We start from the raw sequence: 17,152 nt of genomic DNA on the forward strand, positions 1-17,152 counted from the left end.
GAAGCCGAAAAGTATAGACACCGCTTGTTGCACACCCCGTCGAGCCCTTGCGCGAACGACGGCCTTGTCTGTCAGTCCACCGTGATGTGGGCGGCGGCGATGGTCGCTGCCAGATCCCTCTTCTCGCGTGCCAGGTAGTCGGCGAACTGGGCCTGCGTCATGGCCATGGGTGCGAAGCCGGCATCGAGCAGGCGGCGCTGCGTGCCGGGCTCGGCCAGCACGGCGGCGGTCTCGCGCGCCAGCCGGGCCGCGATGGCGGCGTCCGTGCCTGCCGGCAACAGCAGGCCCTGCCAGGCCAGCACATCCAGGCCGGCGAACGCGGCCGTCTCCGACAGGCTGGGCACGTCCGGCAGGGTGGCGGCGCGCTGGCGCGAGGTCACGCCGTAGCCCCTGACCTTGCCGTCCCGCACCATGCCCTGGGCCAGCGCCACGGGCAGCACCGCCAGGTCGATCTGGCCGCCGGCCAGTTCGGTCAGCACCTGGGGGCCGGACTTGTAGGGCACGTGCACCATGTCCAGCCGGGCCTTCTGCTTGAGCATCTCGGCCGTCACGTGCAGGCTGGTGCCCACACCGTCGGTGCCGAAGTTGAGCTTGCCGGGCTGGCTGCGCACGAGTTGGACGAGTTCGGCCGCGTTGGCCGCCGGCAGGTCGGGCCGGCCGACCAGCACGAAGGCCGAGGCCGCGACCGGCACCACGGGCAGCAGCTCCTTGAGCCCGTCGTACTTGAAGCGGCCGGGCGAGACCAGTGGCGCCACCGTGACCGGGCTGGCCACGCCGAACAGCACCGTGTAGCCATCGGCCCTGGCCTTGATCACGCGCTGGGTGGCGATGGTGCCGGAGGCGCCTACGGTGTTCTCGACCACCACGGGCTGGCCCAGGCGTTCGGCCAGCCGGGGCATGACGAGGCGGGCGGCCACGTCCACGCTGCCGCCGGCCGAGAACGGCACGACGGCGGTGAGGGGCTGGCTGGGCCAGGCACCGGGCTGGGCCTGGGCCAGCAGCGGCAGGGCGAGCATCCAGGCCGATGCGAGGCGACGGGTGATGGACATGGAAGGCACCTGGTGAATCAAGCCTGGAGCCAGGGCAGGGCGCTGGCCGGATAGCGGAAGGTCTGGAACACGCTGTTGAGCCGGCCCGGGCCGGTCTTGCGCGCGGCCGCGTCGGGGTACTCGGCGAACCAGGGCAGGATGAATTCCCAGACCACCTCGCCTTGCGGATTGACCTCGAACAGCCGGCCGGTGGCCGATTCGGTGATGTGGGTGTTGCCGTTCCACAGCCGCTGGGCGTTGCCCATGAAGGCCGTGAAGAAGGCGTTGACCATCTCGTCCTGGTAGCTCCAGACGACTTCGTTGGTCCTGGGATTCACCTCGACCACGCGCGAGAAGGCCACGTGCGCGCCGTGCCGGAAGTTGCCGTTGTCGAAGGCCAGCACGTTGCCATTGGCCAGCGGCACGGGCGCATGCTGGTGCGAGACCACCGAGGGCGGGATGTGCTGCTTGACCGCACCCGTGACCTTGTCCACGCCGATGATGCCGGCCGTGGTGCGCAGGCTCATGAGCACCGTGCCGTCGGCTTGCACGCCCAGGCCGTTGACCAGCGGCCAGTGGTAGCGGCCGAAGCCGGGGTGGATGGGGAAGTCCTCGGGCTTGAGGTGTTCCCAGGCCTTCCATTCCCAGACCAGCTGGCCGGCACGGTCCACCTCGCGGATCACGTCGCCGTACATCACCTCGTTTTCGCCGTGGGCCGTGCCGCCTGGCACGCGCGCGGCGAAGCCCTCGGGCACTGGCGCGCAGGCCGCGTAGAGCAAGTTGCCGTTGGGCAGCCACTGGGCGTCGTGGTGGTGGGCCGGGTCCTGGTAGCGCCAAACGGTCTCGCCGGCCGGCGTGACCTCGTAGAAGTCGCCGCCGTGCCACATGGACCAGGGCGCGTAGCGGTTGGGCGAATCGGCGTGGTTGCCGTTGTAGCCCAGGTTGCCGTTGGGCAGGATCACGGCGTGGCGGCCGGCGCGCACAGGCATCTGCCATTCGTGGACCACCTGGCCTTGCATGTCGATCAGGTAGACCTTGCCGCCGGCCGTCTGCGGTGCGATCAGCGTGTAGCCGCCGGCGCTGGCGGCGCTGTCGTGGGCGATGAGTCCGACGCCGCGGCGGCGCTGGGTGATCTGGTCGACGGTGGTGGCCATGGGGTGCTCCTGCAAAGGTTGGAAGGCTGCGATGGAGTGGATTCTGGGGATGGGCCAGCGTCTGGAATAGCGGAACGTTTTTGCATGGGTGTCAGATATTTCTTTACACTCATCCGATGCCCGCCATCTCCCAGGCCTTCCGCTGCTTCGACGAGGTCGCGCGCCGCGGATCGGTGCGCAAGGCGGCCGAGACGCTGCACCTGACGGCCGCGGCCGTGAACCAGCAGGTGCTGAACCTGGAGGCCACCGTGGGTGTGCCGCTGTTCGACCGGCTGCCGCGCGGCATGCAGCTCACGACGGCCGGCGAACTCATGATAGCGGCCGTGCGCCGCAGCCAGCGCGACTTCGACAACGCGCTGTCGCAGGTGGAAGACCTGCGCAAGGTGCGGCGCGGCCATGTCAACGTGGGCGTGCCCTATGCCACGGCCGAGCACCTGCTGCCGCAGGTGATCGAGAACGTGCAGAAGAGCCACCCCGACATCACCTTCAGCGTGCGCTCGGGCAATGGCGAGGCCTTGCAGCGCTGGGTCGCCAATGGCGAGATCGACGTGGCCTTCTGCCTGCGCCGCAAGCCGCCGCCGGGCGTGGAGGAGGTGCGCGCCTACGCCCAGCCGTTGGGCGTGGTCACGGCGCCCGGCCATCCGCTGACGGCCACGCCACGCCTGCTGCGCCTGCGCGACTGCCTGGACCATCCGCTCATCATGCTGTCGCCCGAGATGGAGCTGCGCAGCCTGCTCGAGCGGGTGGACCCGCGCCTGAACCGGCTGGGCCGCCCGCTCGTGGAGACGGGCTCGGTGCCCATGGTGCGCCGGCTCGTGGCCGGCAGCCAGGCCGTGGGCTTTCTGATCCCCGACAACGTGGCCGAGGACGTGGACGCCGGCCGCCTGGTCTGGGTCGCGCTGGAAGACCAGGGCGCGGCGCTGTACAGCTGCATCTACCAGCGCTCGGGCTACAGCACCGCGGTGGCCATGGGCCTGTTCCTGGAAGCGCTGGATGCCGAGATCAACCGCATCCGCGAGCGCTTCGACACGCGGCACGCGCTGCGCTTGCAGGCGTTCGCGACCTGAGCGACAGTTGGAATTCTTACCATTTTCGCATCGATCGCAGAGGCCAATCCATGTCTGCTACCGCCACCTTGTCCAGCAAATTCCAGATCTCCATTCCGAAGGCCGTGCGCGAGGAGCAGCACTGGCATGCGGGACAGGAATTCGTCTTCATTCCCAAGGGCAAAGGCGTGTTGGTCATGCCCGTACCTTCGCTGAAAGAGTTATCGGGCCTGGCCAGGGGCGCCAACAAGGACGGCTACCGTGACCGCGAGGACCGCACCTGATGGCCGTGCCCGCGCGGGTGGTCGATACCTCCGCATGGATCGAATGGCTGACCGGCAGTCCGCTCGGCAAGGCGCTGGGCCAGCAGTTTCCGGAACAGGCGCGTTGCATCGTGCCCACCATGGTGCAGCTCGAGCTGTCGAAGTGGCTGGTGCGCGAGGTGGGCGAAGAGCGGTGCGACCAGGTACTGGCCTACACGCAGCGCTGCAGCGTGGTGCCGCTGGACACGACGTTGGCCCTGCTCGCCGCGGACCTGCACCGCGAGTTCAAGCTGGCCACGGCCGATGCCATCGTCTACGCCACCGCACGCAATGAACGCGCGGAACTGCTGACCTGTGACGCCCATTTCCAGGGGCTGCCCGGGGTGGTGTTCTTTCCCAAATCGACTTGAGGTTGCCGCGAGATCTCAGAAGCGGTGAATGAACCGATCGCGTCCACGACGGGGTGCGCCGGGCCACAGGCGTAGGCGCAGTCCGCCGCCCGGGCTTGTGCCCGGGCAAGGACTGCAACGCCCGCATGTGGCTTGGCGCGCCCCGGCCCGAAGGGCGAGGCCCTGGGAGCAGCGGTCGCAACGTGAGAAGTTCGTCATTGGGGGGCCTCGCGTGGGCGTGAGCGGTTCGTTCACAGCTTCTCAGACGCCGCGCGCCCGGTCCCGCGCGAACTGCGCGCGGAACTCCGTGAACGTGCCCGCGTCCAGCGCCGCGCGGATTTCGCGCATCAGGTTCAGGTAGTAGTGCAGGTTGTGGACGGTGGCCAGCATCGGCCCCAGCATCTCGCCGCAGCGGTCCAGGTGGTGCAGGTAGGCGCGCGAGAAGCCGCCTGCGCCGTTGGCCACACCGCTGGTGCCGGCGCAGGCGTGGCAGGTGCAGGTCTCGTCCAGCGGGCGCTCGTCGCTGCGGTGCTTGGCGTTGCGCATCTTGAGGTCGCCGAAGCGCGTGAAGATGGTGCCGTTGCGTGCATTGCGCGTGGGCATCACGCAGTCGAACATGTCCACGCCCTGGGCCACGCCCTCGACCAGGTCTTCCGGCGTGCCCACGCCCATCAGGTAGCGCGGCTTGTGCGCCGGCAGCCGGTGCGGCGTGTGGGCCATGATGCGCAGCATCTCGGGCTTGGGCTCGCCCACGCTGACGCCGCCGATCGCGTAGCCCGGGAAGTCCATTTCCACCAATGCGTTCAGCGATTCCTCGCGCAGGTGCTCGAACATACCGCCCTGCACGATGCCGAACAGCGCGTTGGGGTTCTCCAGCCGCGCGAACTCGGCCTGGCAGCGCCTGGCCCAGCGCACGCTGAGTTCCATCGACGTGCGCGCCTCGGCTTCGGTCGTGATGTGGCCCTTGGTGTCGTAGGGCGTGCACTCGTCGAACTGCATCACGATGTCGCTGTTCAGCACGGTCTGGATCTGCATGCTGACCTCGGGCGTGAGGAACAGCTTGTCGCCGTTGACGGGCGAGGCGAACTTCACGCCTTCCTCGCTGATCTTGCGCATCGCGCCCAGGCTCCAGACCTGAAAGCCCCCCGAGTCCGTCAGGATGGGCTTGTTCCACACCTCGAAGCGGTGCAGGCCGCCGAACTGGCGCACCACGTCCAGGCCCGGACGCATCCACAGGTGGAAGGTGTTGCCCAGGATGATCTGCGCGCCCATCTCTTCGAGCGAGCGCGGCATCACGCCCTTGACCGTGCCGTAGGTGCCCACGGGCATGAAGATCGGCGTCTGCACCACGCCGTGGTTCAGCGTGAGCGTGCCGCGGCGGGCGTGGCTAGCGGGGTCGGTGTTCAGCAGTTGGAAGTCGAGCATGCCGCGATTGTCTCCGCCCCGCGCGGCCGGTGCCCGCGTCAGGCCGGCTGCGCGCGCGCGAGGTGCTCGCGGGCGAAGCGTACGAACCAGTCGATGCTCTCGGGCTGCGCCAACCCGTCGCGCTTGAGCACCTGCTCGGGAGCATGGCCCAGCAGCAGCTTCTTGATCGGCAGTTCCAGCTTCTTGCCCGTGATGGTCTTGGGGATCAGCGCCACCGCGTGGATCTCGTCGGGCACGTGGCGCACCGACAGCGCGCTGCGCAAGGCCTGCCGGATGCGTTGGCGCAGCGGCTCGTCCAGCGTGGCGCCGGGGCGCAGCTGCACGAACAGCGCCATGTAGGAGGGGCGGCCCAGGTATTCCAGGTCCACCACCAGGCTGTCGAGCACCTCGTCCATCCCCTCGACCACGCGGTACAGCTCGGCCGTCCCCATGCGCACGCCCTGGCGGTTGATGGTGGCATCCGAGCGGCCGTAGATGGTGCCGCCCACCGCCGCGGGCCGGGGCACCAGACGCAGCCAGTCGCCCTGGCGCCAGACCGGATGGCCGGCGGCGTCCTGAAAGGTGTCGAAGTAGCTCTCGTGCAGCCGCCTGCCATCGGTATCGCCCCACAGGTACAGCGGCATGGAGGGAATGGGTTGCGTGCAGACCAGTTCGCCGACCTCGTCCAACACCGGCTGGCCGGCCTCGCTCCAGGCCTCCACGCGCGCGCCCAGCGTGCGGCACTGCATCTCGCCCACGTGCACGGGCAGCGTGGGCAGCCCGACCAGGAAGCCGCCGGTGATGTCCGTGCCGCCGGCCACCACGTTCAGCCAGATGTCGTCCTTGGCCTGGGTGTAGAGCCAGGCGTAGGCCTGCGGCGACAGCGGCGACCCGGTGGAGCACACCGTGTGCAGCGCGGCGAGGTCGGCCACGGCGGCGGGCACGACGCCGGCCTTCATGCAGGCATGGTGGATGGCAGCGCCCACGCCGAAGGTGTTCACGCGCAGGCGGCCGACCAGCTGCCACAGGTGTCCCCAGTCGGGCTGCGCGCCCGCGCCGGTCACGCTGCCGTCGACCAGCACGATGCAGGCGCCACCCAGCAGGCCCAGCACATGGGCGTTCCAGACCATCCACGAGGTGTTGACGGCCCACAGGATGCGGTCGCCCGGGTGCACGTCGTTGTGCAGCACCATGTTCACGAGGCCGTTGGCCAGCACGCCGCCATGGCCGTGCACGATGGCCTTGGGCAGGCCGGTGGTGCCCGAGGAGTACAGCGTCCACAGCGGGTGGTCCGGCGGCAGGGCCAGGGGCTGCAATGGCGCGTCGCCGGCCGTGGCCTGGTCCCACGGCACGGGCTGGCGGCGTTGGACCTGTCCGGGCGGTTCGGCGCGCGCGTCGAGGTGCGGCACCCAGACCACGTGGCGGACCGAAGGCAGGGCCGCCAGGATCTCGTCCAGCGTGCCGCGCCGGTCGAAGGGCTTGCCCGCGAAGCGGTAACCGTCCACCGCGACCAGCACAGTGGGCGCGATCTGCTGCCAGCGGTCGGCCACGCTGACCGGGCCCATGTCGGGTGCGCACAGCGTCCACACGGCGCCCAGGCTGGTCGCGGCCAGGAATGCCACCACGGTCTGCGGGATGTTGGGCAGGTAGCCGGCGATGCGGTCGCCCGGCTGCACGCCCAGGCTGCGCAGCGTGTGGGCCAGTGCGCCGACCTGGCGGCGCAGTTCGGGCCAGCCGATCTCGCCCTGGCCTGCGGCCTCGCTGTCGTAGACGATGGCGGGCGTGGGCAGGCTGGTGTGGCGGAACACCTGGTCCACCAGGTTGAGCCGCGCGCCTTCGAACCAGCGGGTGCCCGGCATCGGGTCGGCCGAGCGCATGCGCGCGGGCGGATGGGCCATGGGCACGTCGAAGAAGTCCAGCACCGCGCGCCAGAAGGCCTCGGGCGCATCGACCGACCAGCGCCACAGGGCCTCGTAGCCGTCGAACTGCAGGCCGTGTTCGCGCGCCAGCCGGGCCTGGAAGGCGGTGACGAGGGCGCGCTCGCGGCGGGCGGCGCCAGGGGTCCAGATGGGTTGGTCCATGGTTCAGGTGTCGGCGGTGAAGCCGATGTTCTTCACGTGGGTGCGCCACTGCGCGCTCTCGGTACGCAGGCGCTCGCCCAGCTCCTGTGCGGTGGACGAGCGGGCCGTCATGCCGAACTCCGCCAAGCCGCGCGCGAAGTCCGGCTGGGCCACGGCGGCGCGCACCGCGTCGCCTGCGCGCTGTACCAGGGCAGCCGGGGTGCGGGCCGGCACGAAGATGCCGAACCACTCGGCCATGTCCAGTGCCGGGTAGCCCTGCTCGCGGTAGGTGGGCAGCTCGGGCGCGAAACTGCTGCGTTCGGTGCCCGACACCGCCAGCAGGCGCAGCCGCCCCGACTGCAGGTGGGGCAGGTAGCTGCCCAGGACCGTGGAGTAGGAGGCGATCTGCCCGCCCATCAGGTCCTGCAGCCCAGGACCGTCGCCCTTGTAGGCCACGTGCGTGAACTCGAAGCCCGCCATCCTGCCGAGCAGGCTGCCGACCAGATGCGGCGTGGAGCCGGCGGCCGGCGAGCCGAAGCTGGCCTTGGCCGGGGTGGCCTTGGCCCAGGCGACGAAGTCCTGCAGGTTGCGCACGCTCGCCGGCACGCCCGGCCCGACCGCCAGCGCGAAGGGGAAGGTGCAGACCATGGCCACCGGCGCCACGTCCTCGGTGGCGTAGGGCAGCCTGCGGTAGGTGTAGGGATAGACGGTGAACGGTGCCGGGGGCGACAGCAGCAGCGTCGCGCCGTCGGGCGCGGCATCCTTCACGGTGGCCACGGCGATCTGCGCGCCCGCGCCGGGCTTGTTGTCGACGATCACGTTGGCGGCGTACGCGCCGCGCAGCTTGTCGGCCAGCCGGCGGGCCACGTTGTCGGTGCTGCCGCCGGGTGGAAAGCCCACCAGCAGGCGGGCGAGGTCGTTCGGTTGGGCCTGGGCGACCCGACCCAGGCCGAGGGCGCCCAGGCAACCCAGTTGGATCGTGAACTGGCGGCGGGTGTGCATGTCTGTGTCTCCTTTGGGGTGTGGCGCGCGGCCGGCGTGGGCGCCTGTGACCGACGGCGCCACTGTGCCGCACGGCGTGCGCTGCCATTTGCGGTTTCCTGCGGTTGGTATCGCGCTCTTGCGCGACCTAGGGAAAACCTGGGGCGCTGGTGCGGCTCAGCCCGCGCGCCGGTAGGCCGACGGCGCCAGGCCCCAGTGGCGGCGGAAGGCGTGGCTGAAATGGGCGGCGGACGGATGGCCCGTTTGCCGGGCGATGTCTTCGAGCGGCATGCGCGAGCCGCGCACCAGCTGCGCGGCCAACTCCATGCGCTGCAGCTGTAGCCAGGCGTGCGGCGTGGTGCCGAAGGACGCCTTGAAGGCGCGTGCGAAGTGGAAGGGGCTGAGCCCCGCCAGCGCGGCCAGGCGCGCGACCGGCCAGCGCTCGTGCAGGCTGCCTTGCACGGCATCGGCCACCTGGCGCATCTGACGCATCGACAGGCTGCCCTGCGCGCGCGGGGCGCTGCGGGGCTGGGCGTAGTGTTCGACCAGGTGGATGGCCAGGGCCATCGCGATGTGTTCGCCGAAGGCGGGGCTCAGCGATGCGCCGTTGTCCAGCGAGGCCAGCAGCAGGTCGGCGAAAGCCGCCAGTGCGGTGTCGCTGCGGCCGAAGCAGTTGGCCAGCGCCACGTCGCAGCCGGCGGCGCGTTGCAGCCAGGCCGGCGCCAGGTCGATGTGGATGTTGTCGCGGGCAGCGCTGCTGCGCCAGAAGCTGGGCGTGTCGGTGGGCAGCACCACGGCATCGCCGCGCTGCAGGTGGGTCTGGCCGACCTGGCTGCCATGGCGTTGCAGCAGCCGGGTTGGCTGGCCGCGGCGCAGCAGAATCACGTGGCTGTCGTGCGGCGGCACATAGAGGTCGCCGAGCGGCCCGACCTGATGCCAGACCGCCAGCCCCTGCCAGGGCCGTCCGGCACTGGTGCGGCGCACATGGTCCGGCAGGGTCTGCCAGGGCGGCTCCTGTCGCATGCCGCCAAGCGCACGCCAGCGCGCGGCGTCGAAACCGTCGATGGGCAGGTTCTGGGGCGCGGCGGGGGATCGCATGAGGCGGGTCTTCGGGACGCACTATCCGCCGCCGCCCGCCGCGCCGTCAAGCCGCAGGTGTGCGCTGCAGCAGCATGGCATCGCCATAGCTGAAGAAGCGGTAGCCCTCGCGGATCGCGTGGCGGTACAGGCCCATGACGTGCTCATAGCCCGCGAACGCCGAGACCAGCATCATGAGCGTGGACTTGGGCAGGTGGAAGTTGGTCAGCAGCAGGTCCACCACCTGGAAGCGGTGGCCGGGCCGGATGAAGATGTTCGTCTCGCCTGCGGTCAGGCCGCTCTGCGCCCAGGACTCCAGCGTGCGCACGGTCGTCGTGCCCACGGCGAGGATGCGGCCGCCGCGCACGCGCGTGCGCTCGATGGCGGCCAGCGTCTCCAGCGGGATCGCATACCACTCGCTGTGCATGCGGTGGGCGTCCAGGTCCTCGGTCTTGACGGGCTGGAAGGTGCCGGCGCCCACGTGCAGCGTGACGCTGGCGCGGCCCACGCCGCGCGCCTCCAGGGCGGCCAGCACGCCTTCGTCGAAGTGCAGCGCGGCCGTGGGCGCGGCCACTGCGCCGGGCGCGCGCGCGAACACGGTCTGGTAGCGCTGCGCGTCCTCGGCCGAGTCGCTGTGCGTGATGTAGGGCGGCAGCGGCACATGGCCGTGCGCGGCCATGAGCTGGTGCGGCGTCTCGCCGGCCGGGCCGGCGAGGGCCAGGCGGAACAGCGGGCCGTCCGCATCGGGCCAGCGGCCCAACAGCTCGGCCGTGAAGCCGCCCACCATGTGCAGCACGGTGCCGACCGGCGGCTTCTTGCTGACCTTCATGTGGGCAACCACCTCCTGGCCGAGCAGCACGCGCTCGACCAGCAGCTCGAGCTTGCCGCCGCTGGGCTTCTCGCCGAACAGGCGTGCCTTGACGACCTGCGTGTCGTTGAAGACCAGCAGGTCGCCCGGGTTCAGCAACTCGGGCAGGGTGCGGAAGATGCGGTCGACCGGGGTGGGGCCGCGTCCGTCGAGCAGGCGCGAGGCGCTGCGCTCGGTGGCCGGGTGCTGGGCCACCAGCTCGGGGGGAAGCGCGAAATCGAAGTCGCGCAGGGTGAAGTTCTGCATGCGCTTGAGGGCTGAACAAGCCCGTGCCAAGTTGGAAAAGCCGGCGATTCTCCCACGGCACAATCCACGGGTGCCAGCTGCGCCCACCAAAGAGACCCTGAGCCCCGCGCGCAAAGCCCTGCGCCGGCTGGGCCTGAACCGCGACATCGACCTGGCCCTGCACCTGCCGTTGCGCTACGAGGACGAGACCCGCATCGTGCAGCTGGCCGACGCGCCCGACGGCGCCGTGGTGCAGATCGCCGCCACCGTGGTCGGCAGCGAGATCCGGCCCGGCCCGCGCCGCCAGCTGCTCGTGACCGTGGACGACGGCACGGACCGCTGCCTGCTGCGCTTCTTCAGCTTCTACCCCTCGCACCAGAAGGCGCTGGCGCCCGGCACGCGCATCCGCGTGCGTGGCGAGGTGCGCGGCGGCTTCGCCGGGCGGCAGATGCTGCACCCGCAGTTCCGGCCCGACACGGGCGAGCTGCCGACCGCGCTGACGCCCGTCTACCCCACCACCGCGGGTCTGCCGCAGAGCTATCTGCGCAAGGCCGTGCTCGCGGGGCTGGCGCGGGCCGACCTGTCCGAGACGCTGCCGACACCCCAGCCCTGGAGCCTGCGCGCCGCGCTCGACTTCCTGCACCACCCCACGCCAGAGGTGTCGCTGGCCGCTCTGGAAGATCGCAGCCACCCGGCTTGGCAACGCCTCAAGGCCGAGGAGCTGCTGGCGCAGCAGCTCTCGCAGCTGACGGCCAAGCGCGAGCGCGACAAACTGCGCGCGCCGCGCCTGAAACCCGTGGCGGGCGCCGTGCACGACGGCCTGCTGGCCGCGCTGCCGTTCGCGCTGACCGGCGCGCAGCAGCGCGTGGTGGCCGAGATCGCGGCCGACCTGGCCCGGCCCCAGCCCATGCACCGGCTGCTGCAGGGCGACGTGGGCTCGGGCAAGACCGTAGTGGCCGCGCTGGCCGCGGCCGTCTGCATGGACGCCGGCTGGCAGTGCGCGCTGATGGCGCCCACCGAGATCCTGGCCGAGCAGCATTTCCGCAAACTCGCGGACTGGCTGGCGCCGCTGCTGGCCGCGCGCGGCCGCGGCATCGCCTGGCTGGGTGGTGGCCAGAAGAAGAAGGACCGCGAGACGCAGCTCGCACGCATCGCCAGTGGCGAGGCCGCGCTGGTCGTGGGCACGCACGCCGTGATCCAGGACAAGGTGCAGTTCCAGCGCCTGGCCCTGGCCGTGATCGACGAGCAGCACCGCTTCGGCGTGGCCCAGCGGCTGGCGCTGCGGGCCAAGCTGGCCCACGCGGGCCAGGAGCCGCACCTGCTGATGATGAGCGCCACACCGATCCCGCGCACGCTGGCCATGAGCTACTACGCCGACCTGGACGTCTCCACCATCGACGAGCTGCCGCCCGGCCGCACGCCCGTGGTCACGCGCGTGGTGCACGAGGGCCGGCGCGACGAGGTGGTCGCGCGCATCGCCGAGCAGTTGCACGAGGGCCGACAGGTCTACTGGGTCTGCCCGCTGATCGAGGAGAGCGAGGCCGTCGACCTCGTCAACGCGACGGCCACGCACGCCGAGCTGTCCGACGCACTGCCCGGTGTGCTGGTCGGCTTGCTGCACGCGCGCATGGCGCCGGCCGAGAAGAAAGCCGTCATGGCGCTGTTCACCGAAGGCCTGATGGGCGTGCTGGTCAGCACCACGGTGATCGAAGTCGGTGTGGATGTGCCCAATGCTTCGCTGATGGTCATCGAGCATGCCGAGCGCTTCGGCCTGTCGCAGCTGCACCAGCTGCGCGGGCGCGTGGGCCGCGGCGCGGCGGCCTCGGCCTGCGTGCTGCTGTACTCCACCGGCGATGCGCCGCGCCTGGGCGAGACGGCGCGCGCGCGGCTCAAGGCCATGGCCGAGACCACCGACGGTTTCGAGATTGCGCGGCGCGATCTGGAGATCCGCGGCCCTGGCGAGTTCCTGGGCGAGCGCCAGTCCGGCGCGCCGCTGCTGCGTTTCGCCGACCTGGAAGAGGACGCGGGCCTCCTGGCCTGGGCGCGCGAGCTGGCGCCGCACATGCTGGATGGAGGCCCCCTGCTGGCCGAGCGCCATGTGCAGAGATGGCTGGGCGGAAAAGCGGAATTTCTCAAGGCCTGATGCGCAAGGCGACAATAGCGGCATGACGCTCACCGAGTTGAAGTACATCGTCGCCGTTGCGCGTGAAAAGCACTTCGGCAAGGCCGCCGAAGCCTGCTTCGTCTCGCAGCCCACGCTGTCGGTGGCCATCAAGAAGCTCGAAGAGGAGCTCGACCTCAAGCTGTTCGAACGCAGCGCCAACGAGGTCACCGTCACGCCGCTGGGCGAGGAGATCGTGCGCCAGGCGCAGAGCGTGCTGGAGCAGGCCGCCAACATCAAGGAGATCGCCAAGCGCGGCAAGGACCCGCTGGCCGGCCCGCTCAAGCTCGGCGTGATCTACACCATCGCACCCTACCTGCTGCCCGACCTGGTGCGCAACGCGATCGCGCGCACGCCGCAGATGCCGCTCATGCTGCAGGAGAACTTCACGGTCAAGCTGCTGGAGTCGGTGCGCACGGGCGAACTCGACTGCGCCATCATGGCCGAGCCCTTCCCCGACGCGGGCCTGGCCATCGCGCCGCTCTATGACGAACCTTTCGTGGCCGTGGTGCCCACCAGCCACCCGCTGGCCGCGCAGGACCACATCACGGCCGCGCAGCTCAAGGCCGAGACCATGCTGCTGCTGGGCAACGGCCACTGCTTCCGCGACCATGTACTGGAGGTCTGCCCCGAGTTCGCGCGCTTCTCCAGCGACGCCGAGGGCATCCGCCGCAGCTTCGAGGGTTCCTCGCTGGAGACCATCAAGCACATGGTGGCGGCCGGCATGGGCGTGACCCTGGTGCCGCGCCTGGGCGTGCCGCGCGAGGCGCTGGAGCACAAGGGCAAGCGCAAGCGCGCCGACGAGCCCTACGTGAAGTACCTGCCCTTCGATGGCGACCCGCCCACGCGCCGCGTGGTGCTGGCTTGGCGGCGCAGCTTCACGCGCTACGAGGCCATCGCCGCGTTGCGCAACGCGATCTACGCTTGCGAGCTACCGGGCGTCAAACGGCTCTCCTGATCTACCGCAAGGCTATCGCGCACATAGCCCGCATTGGGGTTGGCGCGACACGCCCGCATGTTAAAAAACCACCCTTGTCCCAACAGGAGCACGACATGGCCAAAAAGAAGTCCAGCACCACCAAGCTCATCGCACTGCAGTCCGCATTGCCCACGGGCGGCGCGCCCGCCATCAACATCGGCATCAGCGAGAAGGACCGCGAGGCCATCGCCAAGGGCCTGTCGCGCCTGCTGGCCGACACCTACACGCTGTACCTGACCACCCACAACTTCCACTGGAACGTGACCGGTCCCATGTTCAACACGCTGCACGCGATGTTCATGGCCCAGTACACGGAACTGTGGAATGCGGTGGATCCGGTGGCCGAGCGCATCCGCTCGCTGGGCCACAAGGCGCCGGGCTCCTACGCCCAGTTCGGCGCGCTGACCAGCCTGGCCGACGCGCCGACCGAACCACCCGCGGCGCTGGAGATGGTGCGCATCCTGGTCAAGGGCCACGAGGCCGTGGCCCGCACCGCGCGCGAGCTGTTCCCGGTCGCCGACAAGGCCAGCGACGAACCCACGGCTGACCTGCTGACCCAGCGCCTGACCGTGCACGAGCAGACCGCCTGGATGCTGCGCTCGCTGCTCGAGGAGTAATTGGCCGCGACCCTGCCGGCGCCGGCCGCCCCCCCCGGGCGGCTGGCGCTGTACCTGGACCTGATCCGCTGGAACCGCCCTGCGGGCTGGCTGCTGCTGCTGTGGCCCTCGCTGGGCGCGCTGTGGATCGCGGCCGGCGGCTTCCCGGGCTGGCACCTGCTGGCCGTGTTCACGCTCGGCACCATCCTCATGCGCAGCGCGGGCTGCTGCGTCAACGACGTGGCCGACCGCGACTTCGACCGCCACGTCAAGCGCACGGCCCAGCGGCCCGTGACCAGCGGCCGCATCTCGCCGCGCGAGGCCCTGCTGTTCGGTGCGGTGCTCGCGCTGGCGGCGTTCGGCCTGGTGCTGACCTTGAACCGCGCCACCATCGTCTGGTCGTTCGCGGCGCTGGCCGTCACGCTCGTCTATCCGTTCGCCAAGCGCTATGTGTCCATGCCGCAGGCCGTGCTGGGCGTGGCTTTTTCCTTCGGCATCCCGATGGCGTTCTCGGCCGTGCGCGGCGGGCCGGCCTGGGAACTGTTCGCGGGTGGCGGCGCCTTCAGCCTGCAGGCGGCCTGGGCCAGCGTGCCGCCGCTGGCCTGGCTGCTGCTGCTGGGCAACCTGTTCTGGGTGATCGCCTACGACACCGAGTACGCCATGGTCGACCGCGACGACGACCTCAAGATCGGCATGAAGACCTCGGCCATCACGCTGGGCCGCTTCGACGTGGTGGGCGTGCTGGCGAGCTATGCGCTGTTCCTGGTGATCTGGACGCTGGCGCTGCGCCCGCTGGTGCCGGGCTGGCTGTTCTACGCGGGCATCGTGGCGGCGGCGGCCCAGGTGGTCTGGCATGCCACGCTGATCCACGACCGCACGCGCGAAGGCTGCTTCAAGGCCTTCCGGCTCAACCACTGGCTGGGCTTCGCCGTGTTCGCCGGCATCGTGGCCGGCTACGCACAGGCCTGATCAGGCCTTGCCGAATTCGTCGCCGAGTTCCCTGGCGCGTTGTTCGGCGGCCTGCATCGCGCGCTCGAAGGCCGGGCCCACGCCGGCCTCCTGCATGGACGTGACCGCGGCATAGGTCGTGCCGCCCTTGGAGGTCACGCGCTGGCGCAGCGTGGCCAGCGGTTCGTCCGAGCGGCGCGCAAGTTCGGCCGCACCCGCGAAGGTGCCGATGGCCAGCTGCTGTGCCTGCGCGGCCGACAGGCCCATGCCGGTTCCAGCCTGCACCATGGCCTCGAGAAAATAGAACACGTAGGCCGGCCCCGAGCCCGACAGCGCGGTCACGGCGTCGAGCTGGGCTTCCTGCTCCACCCACAGCGCTGCGCCCGTGGTGGCGATGACCTGCTCGACCTGGGCGCGGTCGGTCGCGCTGACGGCGTCGCGTGCGAACAGGCCCGTCATGCCCAGGCCGACCAGGGCCGGCGTGTTGGGCATGGCGCGCACGATGCGCTCGCTGCCCAGCCAGCGCGCGATGCTGTCGCTGCGGATGCCCGCTGCCACGCTCAGGTGCAGCGCGTCGGCGGCATGGGCGCGCACGGGCGCTGCGGCCTCGGCGAACACCTGGGGCTTGACGGCCCAGACCACGAGGCCGGCATCGGCCAGCGCCGGACCGGCCTGGTCGAGCGCCTGCACGCCGTGGTCGGCCAGCAGCTTGGCACGCGTCTCGGCGAACGGCTCGACCACCTGGACGCGGGCGGCCGGCAGGCCCTGACGGACCAGGCCGCCGATGATGGCGCTGGCCATGTTGCCGCCCCCGATGAAGGCGATGGTCGTGTCGAAAGAAGTGGACATCACAAGGGTTCCGTGAGGGCGAAGGCCACGAACTGCGTGACCTGCCCGGGGTTGAAGTTGTCGTCGCTGAGCACCACCAGCGTGCGCTGGGCGGGACGGTCGGCCGTGGCTGGCAGAAGCGGGCCCCAGGCCAGCGATTCGGTATTGTCCAGCCGCGACAGGCCAGGACCGAGGTAGGCCGACAGATCGGCCACCAGCGTCTTGGCCAGCGGCCGGAAGCGGCCCGGCACGAGTGGGTCCATGGCCAGCGTGTCGTCGCCGCTGGCCAGGTCCACGCGGTACAGACGCAGCGTGTTGCCCACGCCCATGGCGTAGGCGCGTTCCAGTACCAGCAGGCGCTGCGCGTCCAGCATCAGGATCTCGGAGACGCCGTTGTCGGCGTACAGCCCCGGCGCCTTGGGCGCTTGCGGGATGGCCTCGGGGATGTAGGCGCGCTGGGCCAGCGCGCGGCCGCTGGCCAGGTCGAACAGCGTGAAGCGGCAGGGGCCGCCGGGCCGTTGCAGCGTGGGCTCGGGGCCGTCCTGCATGAGCGCGTTCTCCATCGCCAGCCAGGCCTGACGGCCGTCCGGCGTGAGCGCCAGGCCTTCGAAACCCAGGTTGTGGCGCGGGCCGCGCTGTCCGGCTGGGTCCACCGCGAAATGGGCCGGCAGCGCGAAGCTGCGCAGCAGCCGGCCGTCGCGCGTGGACTCGTGGAACGACGGGCCCACGCCATGGCGCACATCGCCTTCGGTGGACCACAGCACAGTGCCGGTGGCGGGGCGCCAGCGGATGGATTCGGCGTCGGGGCGCTTGGGGGCATCGAGCCGCACCACGTCCAGCACTTCGGGCGGGCCGAGCCGGTCGGGCGTGAGTGGCACGCGCAGCGTGTAGAAGCGCGCATCGCCAGGGTCGTCGCTGATGGCCACCCAGAGGTCTTGCGCCGGGTCGTAGTCCAGGCCCGACAGGCCGCCGACCGTGCTGCCGCCAAAGCGCAGGCGGTGCGCCAGCGTGGCCTCGCCGATCAGGCGCAGGCCCGGGTGGCGCGGCGCGGCCGGCGCGACGGCGTGGCCGCAGGCGGCGAGCGCCAGGCCGGCGCAGGCGCCGAGCAGCAGATGGCGGCGGGGCAGGGGGCGGGCGGGCGGCAT

The 17,152-nt window shown here is 70.7% G+C and carries 16 protein-coding genes; 7 read left to right on the forward strand and 9 right to left on the reverse strand.

The genetic code is table 11. From position 1 onward, the window contains the following. Positions 1 to 71: 71 nt before the first annotated feature. Positions 72 to 1,049: a Bug family tripartite tricarboxylate transporter substrate binding protein gene (locus ACSQ4M_RS07150; protein WP_436188902.1), complete on the reverse strand. Its 978-nt coding sequence runs from the start codon at positions 1,047 to 1,049 to the stop codon at positions 72 to 74. Between the two features lie 17 nt (positions 1,050 to 1,066). Further along, complete coding sequence (locus tag ACSQ4M_RS07155; protein WP_436188903.1) at positions 1,067 to 2,182, reverse strand: aryl-sulfate sulfotransferase; 1,116 nt, start codon at positions 2,180 to 2,182, stop codon at positions 1,067 to 1,069. A gap of 116 nt (positions 2,183 to 2,298) precedes the next feature. On the opposite strand from ACSQ4M_RS07155, the gene ACSQ4M_RS07160 reads away from it, so the two are divergent. From ACSQ4M_RS07160 to ACSQ4M_RS07170, 3 genes are read left to right on the forward strand one after another with little or no spacing between them, the layout of a single operon-like run. Next, positions 2,299 to 3,249, forward strand: a complete 951-nt coding sequence (locus ACSQ4M_RS07160; RefSeq protein WP_436188904.1) for a LysR family transcriptional regulator — start codon at positions 2,299 to 2,301, stop codon at positions 3,247 to 3,249. Between the two features lie 50 nt (positions 3,250 to 3,299). Beyond that, positions 3,300 to 3,512 carry an AbrB/MazE/SpoVT family DNA-binding domain-containing protein gene (locus ACSQ4M_RS07165; RefSeq protein WP_436188905.1) on the forward strand — a complete coding sequence of 71 codons (213 nt, stop codon included), beginning with the start codon at positions 3,300 to 3,302 and terminating at the stop codon, positions 3,510 to 3,512. Continuing rightward, positions 3,512 to 3,901, forward strand: coding sequence for a type II toxin-antitoxin system VapC family toxin (locus ACSQ4M_RS07170; protein WP_436188906.1), 390 nt, complete (start codon positions 3,512 to 3,514; stop codon positions 3,899 to 3,901). Before ACSQ4M_RS07165 ends, ACSQ4M_RS07170 begins: the two co-directional genes overlap by 1 nt. A 240-nt stretch (positions 3,902 to 4,141) precedes the next feature. Here ACSQ4M_RS07170 and tgt read toward each other — a convergent pair whose 3' ends face one another. The 5 genes from tgt to queA form a co-directional block, all read right to left on the reverse strand. After that, positions 4,142 to 5,305 (reverse strand): tRNA guanosine(34) transglycosylase Tgt, encoded by a 1,164-nt coding sequence (gene tgt / locus ACSQ4M_RS07175; RefSeq protein WP_436188907.1) that lies wholly within the window; start codon positions 5,303 to 5,305, stop codon positions 4,142 to 4,144. Positions 5,306 to 5,343: 38 nt separating this feature from the next. Beyond that, a complete protein-coding gene (locus ACSQ4M_RS07180; protein ID WP_436188908.1) occupies positions 5,344 to 7,365 on the reverse strand; it encodes an acetoacetate--CoA ligase in 2,022 nt (673 codons plus the stop codon). Positions 7,366 to 7,368: 3 nt separating this feature from the next. Then, entirely contained in the window at positions 7,369 to 8,346 is a 978-nt protein-coding gene (locus ACSQ4M_RS07185; RefSeq protein WP_436188909.1) for a Bug family tripartite tricarboxylate transporter substrate binding protein, read from the reverse strand. 156 nt (positions 8,347 to 8,502) lie between these two features. Beyond that, on the reverse strand, positions 8,503 to 9,423 hold the full coding sequence (locus ACSQ4M_RS07190; protein WP_436188910.1) for a helix-turn-helix domain-containing protein: 921 nt from the start codon (positions 9,421 to 9,423) through the stop codon (positions 8,503 to 8,505). Positions 9,424 to 9,469: 46 nt separating this feature from the next. Then, on the reverse strand, positions 9,470 to 10,516 hold the full coding sequence (gene queA, locus ACSQ4M_RS07195; RefSeq protein ID WP_436188911.1) for a tRNA preQ1(34) S-adenosylmethionine ribosyltransferase-isomerase QueA: 1,047 nt from the start codon (positions 10,514 to 10,516) through the stop codon (positions 9,470 to 9,472). Between queA and recG the strand changes: the two genes are divergently transcribed. The 4 genes from recG to ubiA all read left to right on the forward strand — a co-directional run bounded on the left by recG (position 10,515) and on the right by ubiA (position 15,200). Then, on the forward strand, positions 10,515 to 12,638 hold the full coding sequence (gene recG, locus ACSQ4M_RS07200) for an ATP-dependent DNA helicase RecG (protein ID WP_436188912.1): 2,124 nt from the start codon (positions 10,515 to 10,517) through the stop codon (positions 12,636 to 12,638). The two genes, queA and recG, sit on opposite strands and share 2 nt — an antisense overlap. A gap of 22 nt (positions 12,639 to 12,660) precedes the next feature. Then, on the forward strand, positions 12,661 to 13,614 hold the full coding sequence (locus ACSQ4M_RS07205; protein WP_436188913.1) for a hydrogen peroxide-inducible genes activator: 954 nt from the start codon (positions 12,661 to 12,663) through the stop codon (positions 13,612 to 13,614). 95 nt (positions 13,615 to 13,709) lie between these two features. Then, positions 13,710 to 14,252, forward strand: coding sequence for a Dps family protein (locus ACSQ4M_RS07210; protein ID WP_436188914.1), 543 nt, complete (start codon positions 13,710 to 13,712; stop codon positions 14,250 to 14,252). Continuing rightward, on the forward strand, positions 14,253 to 15,200 hold the full coding sequence (ubiA, locus tag ACSQ4M_RS07215; RefSeq protein ID WP_436188915.1) for a 4-hydroxybenzoate octaprenyltransferase: 948 nt from the start codon (positions 14,253 to 14,255) through the stop codon (positions 15,198 to 15,200). It abuts the gene before it with no gap. Here the strand turns inward: ubiA and proC are convergent, their stop codons facing one another. After that, positions 15,201 to 16,028: a pyrroline-5-carboxylate reductase gene (gene proC / locus ACSQ4M_RS07220; RefSeq protein ID WP_436188916.1), complete on the reverse strand. Its 828-nt coding sequence runs from the start codon at positions 16,026 to 16,028 to the stop codon at positions 15,201 to 15,203. Then, positions 16,028 to 17,152 (reverse strand): esterase-like activity of phytase family protein, encoded by a 1,125-nt coding sequence (locus ACSQ4M_RS07225; protein WP_436188917.1) that lies wholly within the window; start codon positions 17,150 to 17,152, stop codon positions 16,028 to 16,030. The genes proC and ACSQ4M_RS07225 overlap by 1 nt, the downstream gene beginning before the upstream one ends.

This window comes from Pseudorhodoferax sp. LjRoot39 (assembly GCF_964253035.1).
Classification (GTDB): Bacteria; Pseudomonadota; Gammaproteobacteria; order Burkholderiales; family Burkholderiaceae_C; genus Pseudorhodoferax.

What these genes read in the sequence shown, in the direction of transcription:
- ACSQ4M_RS07150 (WP_436188902.1), bottom strand. Translation starts at nt 1,049, where the DNA reads ATGTCCATCACCCGTCGCCTCGCATCGGCCTGGATGCTCGCCCTGCCG.
- ACSQ4M_RS07155 (WP_436188903.1), bottom strand. Translation starts at nt 2,182, where the DNA reads ATGGCCACCACCGTCGACCAGATCACCCAGCGCCGCCGCGGCGTCGGA.
- ACSQ4M_RS07160 (WP_436188904.1), top strand. Translation starts at nt 2,299, where the DNA reads ATGCCCGCCATCTCCCAGGCCTTCCGCTGCTTCGACGAGGTCGCGCGC.
- ACSQ4M_RS07165 (WP_436188905.1), top strand. Translation starts at nt 3,300, where the DNA reads ATGTCTGCTACCGCCACCTTGTCCAGCAAATTCCAGATCTCCATTCCG.
- ACSQ4M_RS07170 (WP_436188906.1), top strand. Translation starts at nt 3,512, where the DNA reads ATGGCCGTGCCCGCGCGGGTGGTCGATACCTCCGCATGGATCGAATGG.
- tgt (WP_436188907.1), bottom strand. Translation starts at nt 5,305, where the DNA reads ATGCTCGACTTCCAACTGCTGAACACCGACCCCGCTAGCCACGCCCGC.
- ACSQ4M_RS07180 (WP_436188908.1), bottom strand. Translation starts at nt 7,365, where the DNA reads ATGGACCAACCCATCTGGACCCCTGGCGCCGCCCGCCGCGAGCGCGCC.
- ACSQ4M_RS07185 (WP_436188909.1), bottom strand. Translation starts at nt 8,346, where the DNA reads ATGCACACCCGCCGCCAGTTCACGATCCAACTGGGTTGCCTGGGCGCC.
- ACSQ4M_RS07190 (WP_436188910.1), bottom strand. Translation starts at nt 9,423, where the DNA reads ATGCGATCCCCCGCCGCGCCCCAGAACCTGCCCATCGACGGTTTCGAC.
- recG (WP_436188912.1), top strand. Translation starts at nt 10,515, where the DNA reads ATGCGCTTGAGGGCTGAACAAGCCCGTGCCAAGTTGGAAAAGCCGGCG.
- queA (WP_436188911.1), bottom strand. Translation starts at nt 10,516, where the DNA reads ATGCAGAACTTCACCCTGCGCGACTTCGATTTCGCGCTTCCCCCCGAG.
- ACSQ4M_RS07205 (WP_436188913.1), top strand. Translation starts at nt 12,661, where the DNA reads ATGACGCTCACCGAGTTGAAGTACATCGTCGCCGTTGCGCGTGAAAAG.
- ACSQ4M_RS07210 (WP_436188914.1), top strand. Translation starts at nt 13,710, where the DNA reads ATGGCCAAAAAGAAGTCCAGCACCACCAAGCTCATCGCACTGCAGTCC.
- proC (WP_436188916.1), bottom strand. Translation starts at nt 16,028, where the DNA reads ATGTCCACTTCTTTCGACACGACCATCGCCTTCATCGGGGGCGGCAAC.
- ACSQ4M_RS07225 (WP_436188917.1), bottom strand. Translation starts at nt 17,152, where the DNA reads ATGCCGCCCGCCCGCCCCCTGCCCCGCCGCCATCTGCTGCTCGGCGCC.